The sequence below is a fragment of the Myroides odoratimimus genome, assembly GCF_004337635.1.
GTDB lineage: Bacteria > Bacteroidota > Bacteroidia > Flavobacteriales > Flavobacteriaceae > Flavobacterium > Flavobacterium odoratimimum.
The window spans coordinates 3,630,495-3,642,209 of record NZ_CP037427.1; the positions used below are offsets into that span (position 1 = coordinate 3,630,495).

An 11,715-nucleotide genomic window follows, 5' to 3' on the forward strand; every position below is an offset into this window, starting at 1 on the left:
TTAATATCAACTATTAAAACCAACAACATTATGGCTAGAATTAATTCCAAAAAACTCCTAGTAGGTATAATAGGACCTATTTATGGAAAAGAACACAGAGGCAAGCAGATATTGCAAACAAGGCCTAATCGTTCAAAACAAGACAAATCAAAAAACCACAATGCAAAATTAATGCGAAGTGTATCTCATAACTCTTCCTTTATTCGACAGGTAATCGAGATTCATTTAAACAAAAGACATGAGAGCTATATGCATTCTCGTTTTTTAGGGCAACTCATGAGTATCATGCACCAGGAGGATAAGATTGATTTTAAACAAAGGTCGATTTTTTCGGTCAATTGTAAAGCACTTGAAGGTTTTGAGTTCAATAGAAAAGTTTTGTTTAAAGAAACTTTCCTCGAAAGAATTATTGTACAACACACAGACAAAGAAGTACTGCAAGTACGGGTACCTTCTTTTATTCCAAAAGAACAAGTGGTCTTCCCAAAAGGTTGTACAGATGCACTCCTGCGCATTAGAGCCTTTGCGATACACCCTGACAACGACTTATCCAAAGAAGGACCACTTAGAGAGCTAAATATAGAATTTTCGATACATGATTCTATTGTAAACGAAACTGACTGGTTGTGTAATTGTATTGATACGGATGAAAAATTTGAGCTTTTAGTAGCAGATATACAGTTCTTTTACCCTATCAATAATACTGCACAAAGGTTAACTTTATATAATACAAAAGAATATAACCCTAGTATGGTTATCTATGCTAAATAGAGGTATTTGTACTTTGGTTTACTGATAAAGAAGATGATACCAAAATACACAGCAAATAAAAGGGAGTCAATCACTTGGCTCCCTTTTCTATTTAAAGTATTCTTACTTCTTCTCTATCGCAGCACGATAAATATCTTCGTATAGAGGTACGACCTTATCTATACTGAATTTCTTCGCTACTTCTCTTGCGCGTTCTTTAAAACCACATAGCGTATCTTGATCTTTTACGATCTTCAATGCATTCGCTACCATATCCTCTACATCTCCTACATTACTAAGATATCCTGATACACCATGCTCATTCACCTCAGGAAGACCTCCCGTATTACTAGAGATAACAGGTACTCCCATCGCCATTGCTTCTAAGGCTGCTAGACCGAAGCTCTCTGTCTCTGATGGCAATAAGAATAGATCAGAATAAGACAAGATATGCTCTATCTCATTACTATTCCCAAAGAAGATAATCTTATCATAGATTCCCAATTCTAATGCTTGGCGTTCTGCACGCTCTTTCTCAGGCCCGTCCCCTACTAACATCAGTTTAGCAGGTCTCTCTTTTTGGATTCCATAAAAGATAGAGACTACATCTTCGATGCGTTTCACCTTTCTGAAGTTACTGATATGCGTTACGATCACCTCATCTTTACCAGCCATAGCACTACGCTTACACGGTGTGTCTTCACAGTCTAATTCTTTTACCTCTATAAAGTTAGGAATGACATGAATCTCCTTTTCAGTACCAAACAGGCAGTGCGTAGATTCTTTTAAAGATTGAGATACAGAAGTCACATAATCAGAATTATTGATGCTAAAGCTCACTGCAGTCTTATAGTTCGGGTGATTTCCTACTAAAGTAATATCGGTACCATGTAGTGTTGTAATCATCGGTAGATTAATCCCTTGTTCTTTCAACATCTGCTTCGCCATATACCCTGCATAAGCATGAGGAATAGCATAGTGTACATGTAGTACATCGATCTTGAATAGTTTCACCATATCCACTAATTTACTTGACAAGGCAAGTTCATAAGGCTGATAATGGAACAATGGATACTCAGGAACATTTACTTCGTGATAAAATATATTAGGATTTAGCAAGGCTAAACGCACTGGTTGGCTATAAGTAATAAAATGCACTTCGTGATTTCTTTTCGCTAATTCCAACCCTAATTCTGTGGCTACTACACCACTACCCCCAAAGGTTGGATAGCATACGATGGCTATTTTCATATAATTAATGCTTGTTTTTTAGAATCCTTAAAGATAATTCTATTATTAATAACATCTCTTGTTTTAACTTTCAACTTTGTGCTATGCCGTCTTTTTTAACACTACACCACTGTAACACAACGTTTTTATCTGTATTATTTTAACAAAAACACTATTTTTGCTAAGCTATAAGACGCATAAAATAACGCTCATAAAAAGTATAAAATGACAAAAGAAGAATACCAACAAAAATACAATGAAGAAGATGCAGTGGGATGGGATGCTATCTCTGATCACTTAGCAAAACAATATGGAGAGCAAGAACCTCAGCACTTCGGCAATGCATTACCTTACTCTTTAGGTGGAGAAAATCCTCTAGATGGATTAAGTGTATATAATAGTGATCAGCAGACAGACCACTTCCATATTGTTACCTATGGATTCTCTGACCTATACTATAATGACGAGGCTGTAGACAATGACTTTAGTGGATATGGTTTTGAGTTGACGATGCGTCTAAAAAAACAAGGCGATGAAAACTTTCATTGGGCGATGAACCTTATGAACAACTTGGCTAAGTATGTATTTAACTCAGGAAAATGGTTTGAAGAGTTTCATTTTATCCCTACTAATAGCCCTATTCGTTTAGATTACGATACTGATTTAGTAGCCATCGCTTTTGCACTAGACCCAGAACTAGGCTCTTTAGAGTCTCCTAATGGACGTATAGACTTCTTACAGATGGTTGGTATTACTCAGAAAGAATATGATGCCTTACTAGAAAATCCTAAGACTTCTGAGACAGAGAAACTACTTGAACAATTGCGTCAAGATAATCCTATGTTGATAGTCGATTTAGATAGAAAGTAGTTAATGGTGGACAGTTTAAGGTTTACAGTTTACGGTTCACTGTAAACCGTAAACTGTGAACCGAGAACCTATAAAACCCAACGCTCCACTAAGCTATACCACATCGCTTTACCTTCTTTTAAGGTAAACACTGCTGAGGACTCTCTCTCTGTTCTGATATCCTCTGTCTGTTGTATTTCGATATACTCTACGATGATATGGCTAAAAGTAGCGTAACCTTTTAACTCTTTTACTTCTACTTGTCTAGTCGGAAACTTACCGTATACAGTAGGTAGCCATTGTGTAAAAGCATCATAACTAACCGAGTTGCCGTCTCCATTCGTCATCTTAAACGAAGGGTCAAATGTACTTACTATCGCTTGATACAACTCTTCTTTATTAGATGCTGTACCATTAAACCAAGTCTGTATATTGATATGAAAGTCTATTACCTGTTGTTTTGCTAAATCCATGTTTTTTGTTTTTTTGTGAAACCGTGAAATCGTTTTTGTGTGATGTTGTTTAATCGTTTTTTTGTAAGGCGAATTGCAATTCGCCCCTACGGTTATATGTATATAGGTAACATTCTTAATTCCTAATTCCCCTTAGGGATAACCGCAAACCAATAATCTGTACTAACCCTATTACTGCTATTGCTATCCCAAAGGCATTAGGATAGTCTAAAGTACTGCTTAAACTAAAGAATATAGTACCTATTACTGCTCCTCCTAATACACTGCCTACTTGTATCGTAGTACTCACGATACCTGATGCTTGTCCTACTTGATCTACTGCTATGGACTTAATACTCTCTTTCATCATCACAGGCATTAACAGCCCATGTCCAAGCCCTGCTGATAAAAATAAGCCATGCATAAATACATTCGGTGTACTGTATTGACCAAATAATATACCTAACCCTAAGAAGGAGATTAATAATAACAATAGTCCTGATCTTATCCAAAAAGAAGCTTGCTTATCTACCTTAGCAAATAAGATTGGCCCTAGAAAGAAACCTATTCCATAAGGCAAAACAGCCATACCAGCTACTAATACATCCCACCCTAGATAAGACTGTAAATAGTAGGGATAGCAGATGAATAGCCCTGCGGTAAAATTATAAAACAAGATGATAGGCAAATTATAAGCAAAGGATTTATTACTCAATAAAGAGATAGATAACAAGACAGGTTTTTGGCGTTGTTCTCTATATTGTTCATACTTCACAAAGCTAATAGCAAGTGCTATACTACCTCCTATAATAGCAAATATCCACCACGCCCAATCATAGGTTCTCCCATAAATCAAAGGAGTGATAAAACAAAGTAACGCACTAATCACAAGGACTACACCTAGGTAGTCTAACTTTTGTTTTTGTACTTTCTCCTTAGGCATAGTAGTATAAATACCGTATAGACAAATAGCTGCCACAGGTACATTTACCAAAAAGATAATCTCCCACGTTAGATTCCACAAATGAATATTTAATAATACACCACCAAGCAACTGTCCTACTATAGCTGCTAAGCCAAATACAGAACCAAAAAGTCCTAAAGCCTTTGCTCGTTCTGATTCGTCAAAAAGGATGCGAATAGACGCTAATACTTGCGGAGCTAACAAAGAGGCTCCTATTCCTTGCAAAAAACGAGAGAAAATCAACATCTGTACAGATGGAGAAAATGCACACGCCAAAGAGGAGATTAAGAATATCCAAAGCCCCGTCGTAAAGATAGTTCTCCTACCATATATATCGCCAAGCTTTCCACTACAGACTACTAGAGCAGCATACGTAAGTCCATAGATTGCGATGACCATCTGCAACTGATTCTCTGTTGCATGAAATGATTCTTTAATCGCAGGCAAAGCCATATTGACAATAAAATAATCTAAAGGAGATAGAAAAGCTCCTATAACTAAATAGCGTAGAATACTCCACCTATTTTTATATTCATTCATATTGTTTATTTTTATTCCTTTGCAAAGGAAACACCCTAGATACAAATTATCTTGTACTTTAAAAGGTTTTTACAGTAAACAATATGACTTCTAAAAACACCTTCGACCCTATTCATATCACAGAACATCTACTGATAGATGATGTTTTTAGTATACAACCAAAAGCGCATCTCACTATCGTGTATATACAAAAGGGAAAAGGGATGAGTCGATATGAAGCTCATAAAGTCCCTTTTAAAAAGGGAAAGCTATTTATTATTCCTTTTGATACACCGTATTCTTTTGAAAGTAAAGATGGTCAAATCCTCGTGATAGAATGTCCTCAGAGCTTTATCACTCAGATTCGCACAGAGGCAGATCGCATAGAGACTTGTGATAATATCAATAAGCTGACCTATATCACACATAACTATCATACTAAAGCGGGATGTGTATTCCAATCTGAAGAAGATGCTGTATTTGCAGAACAGTTATTACACAGTATTCAACGAGAGCACAATAACCATACACAAGATTATTTAATCATAAGACAATGCATTTCTATCCTGCTCAACCTTGTGGCTCGTAACCTTATTCTACACGATTATGAACAAGTCAATGAGAATAGAAAGGCACAAGATATTATGAAAATGATTACTTATATCCAGCAACACATTGGGCATAAAGAGAAGTTGACTTTAGAGGCGTTAGCCAATGAGTTTAGTATTTCTAAAAACTATCTGGGTGAATACTTTAAGAAACAGACAGGGATATCACTGCAAGACTATATCTTAGATTACAAGCTAAAATTAGTAGAAACTAGGCTTAAGTACAGCAATACAAGATTAAAAGAAATAGCCTTTGAACTAGGCTTTAACGATGAAAGTCATTTGTCTAAATTGTTTAAAAAATATAAACAAATGACTCCCTCACAGTATAAAAAAGAGCACCAAAAAGTATAATATGCTTCTTACCAAACTAAATCAGTTAAATCGGTATTATAAATATCTAAAACGCTTACTGAAGAGTTGTGAAACTGCTCTTTTATCAAAGATTGATACTCTTCTATTTTAGAGTTCTCTCTTAACACTGATAAAGATTCATTATAGCCAAAAGTATACACAGCTTCTTTTGTTTTATCACTATATTCTTTTTTTATTTCAATAGGTTGACCATTTAATGTTGCATTAATGTTATAAACACTTAACTGCTGATCTTTTAAATAATCTCTCAAATCTTCAAAATTAGGAATATCTTCTATCCACTCTCCTGTATATTCTATCCCCAAGACTTCACTTAGTTTATTCTCTTGTTCAGGGCGTAAAACGAAGTTAATCCTTAAAGCTTTTTTATCGTTGCTTAATTTACATAAGCTATCATCCTTCAAATTGTTTAAACATCTCTCCAATAGATCATCGAAAGTAAAACCAGTTTCTTCTATTTCATCATCTACCCAATTATAAACTGTTCGATCATCTGTATCATCTGTACGTAACAACCAAAAGTCTTCACCTCCATTATCCCCTATCATCACATAGTTCTCTTCTACTTCACCTAAATACCCGTTCTGTTCTATCCATTCGTTCTTATTGATGAATAGCCCTTCTATAACATCTTGATAGATACCAATAGTTAACAAGAACTCTCTGTAGTAAGGTGGTAACGATTTTGAGATGCTTGACTCTAAATCTATTACTTCTTCCTCTTTTAAAGCTTTATAAAACAAATAGTTTTCAAAAGGTAATGTCTCTTTTAAAAATAGTTGGTAATTAATAGTTTCCATATTATTATGTTTAGCATAATGAGCAAAAATAACTAAATTTAGAAAACATGTTTACCCCTAAAAACAGCCATTTATCTTATAAAAAAGCTAAAGTTAGTTAGGAAACTTAAATTCATAAATCAATAGATTATTTTCGCGCGTGAAACAATAATTTATAGCGGATGAATACAAAAATACAAAGACTAAATCCTAGCACTTTAGCAGCTCCAGTGGGAAGATATTCTCATGTGACTGTGGTTCCTAAAGGAGCTAATCTATATACATTCTCAGGACAAATAGGTACAGATGCGATGGGGAATATCCCTTCTACATTTAATGCGCAAGTACAAAACACGTTTATGAATATCATCCAAGTATTAGGTAGTCAAAAACTAACTGCTGATGATGTCATTAAAGTTAATATTTGGGCGACACAAGAGATAGACTGGGACTTCTTCTACGAAGTTTGGGACAACACTTTTGGTACAGAATACCCATCTATGACTGTTGGGTATATCACAGCACTAGGATTGCCAGAGATTCAATTAGAAATAGAAATATGGGCTGCAAAGTAGTCGTTTAGATTGATACATAATAAGTAATTCGAAAGAGTTGGCTCAGTTGGGTCAACTCTTTTTTCTTATAAGCCTCCTAACACACTGAAAATAAATACTAAATAAAAGTAAATGCGCTATCTAAAATTACCAAATTTTGGTAACTTTGATAAAAATAGAAGTTATGGGACGTACTACATCAGTATCATTAGGAGACTACTTTGAAGGTTTTGTTGAAGCTAAAATAAATGAAGGTCGTTATAAAAATGCTAGTGAGATCATTCGCGCTGGTCTACGTCTTCTTGAGAAAGAAGAAAATGAGATACAAGTATTAAGAAATGCTATACAAGAAGGAATTGATAGTGGAATAGCTGAAGACTTTGACCCTAACAACCATCTAAAAGCTTTAAAGGCTAACAAATAGAAATAATGGCAAAGTATATTTTGACTAACCGTGCGGTTAAGGATCTCTCCGAAATTTGGTCATATACTTTTGAAGCATGGTCTGAGCAGCAAGCTAATAAATATTATACTCTATTAATTGAAACTTGTCAGAAAATAACCAATAATCCAACTCTTGGAAAAAGTTACGCCAGGATAAATACACATCTCTTAGGTTTTGCTATAGGTAAACATATTATATTCTATCAAATACTACAGAATAAAGATATTTTAGTCATTCGCTTCTTACACGAACGAATGGACTTAAAAAACATTTTGAAAGAATAGTACTGATATAATTACATTCTCCAAGCCTACCTAACAAGAACTATCCTCCTATTAAAAAGTAACTAAATCGTCTTTTACTTCTTCTTCTATTAGGACTCTCGTTAGCTTTATTAAAAAAGATAAATACAATGACAAAATCAAAAGACGAGAGTCAAAATTCATAAATCCACCTTTCAACTATTTTCTTACAGATACACTATTTCTTAATTAAATCCTTTTAAAACACTGTATTATAGACTTTTAAACCTATATTCAAAATTAGTGATTTTTCAATTATTCCTTTCTCTTTAAACCTATAAGTCTGATAGGTAAACTTAAAATTGCAAGAGACCATTAGATGAAAAAAACTATGAATTAGAATTACTTTGTAGCATTTATCAAATGTGGATATTGGTTTAAACTAACTATAAAAAACCACAAAATATTATTGATATCCACTAATAATCAACTTATTATAAAATACTTCTCATTTAGAACAAACTTATACTTAGAATGATTATAAATAATTATATATTTGCGACACCCTAATTATATTTATTAAATCTAAATAACTAATTATTATGCAAACTGATAAGCCCAAGAAAACCAAGGGGATTTTCAAAAAGTATATGCTTAAACTCCACTTGTGGTTAGGACTACTGTCAGGTATAATTGTACTTATCGTATCACTTACAGGAACTGTTTTTGTCTTCAACGAGGATATCTCTACCTATCTTAAACAAGACATGATCTATCATGGCGAACAAGATATTGAAAATAAAAAACCGATTCCTATTCGTGAACTAAAAGAACTAGTTAATGCACAATTAGTTAACGAAGAAGTTCCAGCAGAGGAAGTAACAATCCCAATGGATCCTACTCGTTCTTATCAATTTGGATTGTTTAAAGCCAATCCGGAAGGATGGAATTATTTCGATACTTATCTCGTTTTTAAAACAGTCTATGTCAATCAGTATACAGGAGAAGTAATTGCTGTCGATGACCTATTGAAAAGCCCTTTCTTCTTCACTATGATTCTTCACCGCTCATTACTTTTGAGTAATGCTGTAGGAGGTACTATAGTAGGTGTAGCTACTATAATCTTTGTGATTATGCTAATCACAGGGATTATACTATGGTGGCCTAAGAATAAGAATATGCGTAAACAACGCTTTTGGTTTAGATGGAAGAAAGTAAAAGGTTGGCGCCGTAAAAATTATGACGTTCACAATATACTTGGATTTTACTCTTCTGCTCTAGCACTAATAGTGGCTATTACAGGAATTATGTACTCTTTCCGCGTCACGATGAGTTGGGTTTACTTCTTAATCAACGGGTTTTCTATGTATGCTCCAGACTTTAGTCATTATAAGACTACTGCTCCTGAGTCTATGGAAACTCCAACAACAGTAGATCACATAGCTGCTACTGTAAAAGAGCACTACCCTAATGCTTTCTCTTTTGGTATTGACTTAGAAGATCATGAGAACGCTGATCATCATCACGACAATATGACTATTCGTGTTAAAGATCACGAGTTCAAATATAATGACTCACATACTATGATATTTGACGAACACTCTGGAGAGCTATTGTTCAATAGATCTCATGGAGAACGATTATTAGCAGAACGAGCTACTGGTGCTACTTATGATTTGCACGTAGGAGCTTTCTTTGGTATGCCTGGAAAAATAATTGCTTTTATCCTTAGCTTATTCTGTGCCTCTCTTCCTATTACAGGTTTTATTATCTATTGGGGAAGACGCAATAAAAAAAAGACTACTAAATAATTTTTAAAACAATGAAAAGACCATATATATGGCTGCTATCACTATGCAGCCTGGGTACCTATGCCCAAACCGAAGCACAATTAGACAGTATACTCAACGCATTTAATACTAACCTTGGCGAAGTATTAATCACTACTAAAGCTCCTGTATTCCAACAGAAAGCTGACAAAATGGTGTTTAGTGTAGAGAATAGTGCTTTATCAGATGGAAGTACAGTACTTGAAGTTCTTGGAAGAGCTCCAGGAGTGGTTGTATCTCAAGAAGGTGAATTATCTCTGAGAGGTAAAAAAGGAGTTAGTGTAATGCTAAATGGAAAACTGAGTTCTCTATCTGCAAAAGAACTAGCCAATCTCTTGAGATCAACCAACTCTTCTCAAGTCAAAAATATAGAGATTATCGCTAACCCTTCTGCTAAGTATGATGCAGCTGGTAATGCAGGTATCATTAATATTGTATTAAAGAAGTACAATATGGAAGGGCTAAAAGGAAGTTCTTTTGTCAATGCAGGACGAGGACGTAAAAACCGCCTTAATGCAGGATTTAATCTAGGGTATACGCATGAGAAACTAAGTCTATTTGGAGACTATAGCTATACTTTTAGAGGGGAAGAAGAACACAAGCATTATCTTCAAGACTTCTACAACACTACTAATCCTTCTGTAATAGACAGACACAGTGAACAACGCTTCACTAGTAATGAGCCTCTTACTTCTAATAACTTCAAATTTGGAGTGGATTACGCTCTATCTTCTAAAACAACTGTGGGCTTCTTATTCGATGCTAAAATCGGGAGATATGAAGATTATTCTAAAGGATATAATATGATATATGCTCCTGTAGAAACATTGAATTCACATGTTAATACAGACAACGGAAATAAAGAGCATTGGTATGATTACACATTTAACTTAACTGCTTCTCATTTATTCAATGATAAGGGTAGTAAAGTAGATGTAGATTTAGAATATGAGACTTCTAAGTTTAGATCTGAACAATCTCAATTAGCTGACGTTTTATTAAACAACTCTAATGCTCCATATAGAAATAGACGTGGATATATTCCATCACATTTTAAAGTATTTAATGGTAAATTAGACTTTACCTTACCTCTTGATGATAAGCACGCTTTAGAGACAGGATGGAAGTCAATTGTCAAATCAAATGACAATCCATCTGTTTATGAATTCCAAAATAATTCAGGATGGGAAGTAGATCCTGCTTCAACGAATCACTATAAATACAATGAACAGATACACGCTGCTTATGCTAACTACAAGCTTAGTTTAGAGCATTGGAGTTTCCAAGTAGGATTGCGTTCAGAGTTTACACAAACCGAAATAGACCAAAAAACAACTAAAGAATACAGTAAAAACGATTATACTAAACTATTCCCTAGTGCCTCTATCAAGTACGAAACAGATAACGCACATGGCTTCTATGCTTCGTATAGTAAACGTATTAATAGACCGAGTCACTTTGACTTAAACCCATTCCGTTTTTACGATGATCCTTTTAACTATTGGCAAGGGAATCCTAAGTTAAAACCTGAGATAACACACGCTTCTGAAGTAGGATATACATGGAGTAAATACCTTATCGCAAATGTGTACTTCAGTGTGACGAACGATGTGATGACCAATGTGTATAATTACCAAGCAGATACAGGTATCTTAGTAAGTACTCAAGAAAACTTAAACAAATCTTATCACTATGGTGCGAATGTAACAGGTACAGTAAGCCCTACAGAATGGTGGTCTATGAGTAATATGTTTAATTTGTTTAACAACAAATATGAAGGAAACTATCAAGGAACAGAAATCAATAGTTCACAAGTAGCTTTCACTTTTAACTCTCAAAACAACTTTACCATTGTTAAAGGATTAAAGGCTGATGTCAATGCACAGTACTTCTCTAAGTCAAACTTAGGTCTATACAAAAGAGATAGTTATTTTGACTTAACAATCGGTTTATCTAAAGCCCTATTAGAAGACAAAGCAACTATTAAACTAGCTGTAACAGATGTTCTAAATACTGTGAACTACAATGTAACAGGAGATAACTTCAATTCTAATATTCGCAAGAAATATGATCTAGATAGTCGAATAGCTACTTTATCATTTAACTATAAGTTTTAATC

At 34.4% G+C, this 11,715-nt stretch carries 12 protein-coding genes; 8 read left to right on the forward strand and 4 right to left on the reverse strand.

Features of this window, described 5'->3' with window-relative positions; genetic code table 11:
• Window positions 1-30: 30 nt before the first annotated feature.
• Window positions 31-771: a hypothetical protein gene (locus E0Z07_RS16515; RefSeq protein WP_006264079.1), complete on the forward strand. Its 741-nt coding sequence runs from the start codon at window positions 31-33 to the stop codon at window positions 769-771.
• Between the two features lie 102 nt (window positions 772-873).
• On the opposite strand, the gene bshA is transcribed toward E0Z07_RS16515, so the two are convergent.
• A complete protein-coding gene (gene bshA / locus E0Z07_RS16520; RefSeq protein WP_006258317.1) occupies window positions 874-2,001 on the reverse strand; it encodes an N-acetyl-alpha-D-glucosaminyl L-malate synthase BshA in 1,128 nt (375 codons plus the stop codon).
• Window positions 2,002-2,205: 204 nt separating this feature from the next.
• Here bshA and E0Z07_RS16525 point away from each other — a divergent pair, with 204 nt between their 5' ends.
• The gene (locus tag E0Z07_RS16525; RefSeq protein ID WP_006264080.1) at window positions 2,206-2,850 is read left to right on the forward strand and encodes a suppressor of fused domain protein; all 645 of its coding nucleotides are present in this window, start codon (window positions 2,206-2,208) and stop codon (window positions 2,848-2,850) included.
• A gap of 68 nt (window positions 2,851-2,918) precedes the next feature.
• Here E0Z07_RS16525 and E0Z07_RS16530 read toward each other — a convergent pair whose 3' ends face one another.
• Both E0Z07_RS16530 and E0Z07_RS16535 read right to left on the reverse strand, forming a co-directional pair.
• Window positions 2,919-3,302 (reverse strand): hypothetical protein, encoded by a 384-nt coding sequence (locus E0Z07_RS16530; RefSeq protein WP_006264081.1) that lies wholly within the window; start codon window positions 3,300-3,302, stop codon window positions 2,919-2,921.
• A 115-nt stretch (window positions 3,303-3,417) separates the two neighbouring features.
• Window positions 3,418-4,785: an MFS transporter gene (locus E0Z07_RS16535; protein ID WP_006264082.1), complete on the reverse strand. Its 1,368-nt coding sequence runs from the start codon at window positions 4,783-4,785 to the stop codon at window positions 3,418-3,420.
• Window positions 4,786-4,868: 83 nt separating this feature from the next.
• On the opposite strand from E0Z07_RS16535, the gene E0Z07_RS16540 reads away from it, so the two are divergent.
• The gene (locus tag E0Z07_RS16540) at window positions 4,869-5,726 is read left to right on the forward strand and encodes a helix-turn-helix domain-containing protein (RefSeq protein WP_006264083.1); all 858 of its coding nucleotides are present in this window, start codon (window positions 4,869-4,871) and stop codon (window positions 5,724-5,726) included.
• A gap of 8 nt (window positions 5,727-5,734) precedes the next feature.
• On the opposite strand, the gene E0Z07_RS16545 is transcribed toward E0Z07_RS16540, so the two are convergent.
• On the reverse strand, window positions 5,735-6,547 hold the full coding sequence (locus tag E0Z07_RS16545; protein WP_006264084.1) for an SMI1/KNR4 family protein: 813 nt from the start codon (window positions 6,545-6,547) through the stop codon (window positions 5,735-5,737).
• A 161-nt stretch (window positions 6,548-6,708) separates the two neighbouring features.
• Here E0Z07_RS16545 and E0Z07_RS16550 point away from each other — a divergent pair, with 161 nt between their 5' ends.
• The 5 genes from E0Z07_RS16550 to E0Z07_RS16570 all read left to right on the forward strand — a co-directional run bounded on the left by E0Z07_RS16550 (window position 6,709) and on the right by E0Z07_RS16570 (window position 11,713).
• On the forward strand, window positions 6,709-7,101 hold the full coding sequence (locus E0Z07_RS16550; protein WP_006261601.1) for a RidA family protein: 393 nt from the start codon (window positions 6,709-6,711) through the stop codon (window positions 7,099-7,101).
• 163 nt (window positions 7,102-7,264) lie between these two features.
• Window positions 7,265-7,504 (forward strand): type II toxin-antitoxin system ParD family antitoxin, encoded by a 240-nt coding sequence (locus tag E0Z07_RS16555; protein WP_006264085.1) that lies wholly within the window; start codon window positions 7,265-7,267, stop codon window positions 7,502-7,504.
• 5 nt (window positions 7,505-7,509) lie between these two features.
• Window positions 7,510-7,809, forward strand: coding sequence for a type II toxin-antitoxin system RelE/ParE family toxin (locus tag E0Z07_RS16560; RefSeq protein WP_006258326.1), 300 nt, complete (start codon window positions 7,510-7,512; stop codon window positions 7,807-7,809).
• A gap of 560 nt (window positions 7,810-8,369) precedes the next feature.
• Window positions 8,370-9,578: a PepSY-associated TM helix domain-containing protein gene (locus E0Z07_RS16565; RefSeq protein ID WP_006261603.1), complete on the forward strand. Its 1,209-nt coding sequence runs from the start codon at window positions 8,370-8,372 to the stop codon at window positions 9,576-9,578.
• Between the two features lie 11 nt (window positions 9,579-9,589).
• Window positions 9,590-11,713, forward strand: coding sequence for an outer membrane beta-barrel family protein (locus tag E0Z07_RS16570; RefSeq protein ID WP_006261604.1), 2,124 nt, complete (start codon window positions 9,590-9,592; stop codon window positions 11,711-11,713).
• The last annotated feature ends 2 nt before the right edge of the window (window positions 11,714-11,715 follow it).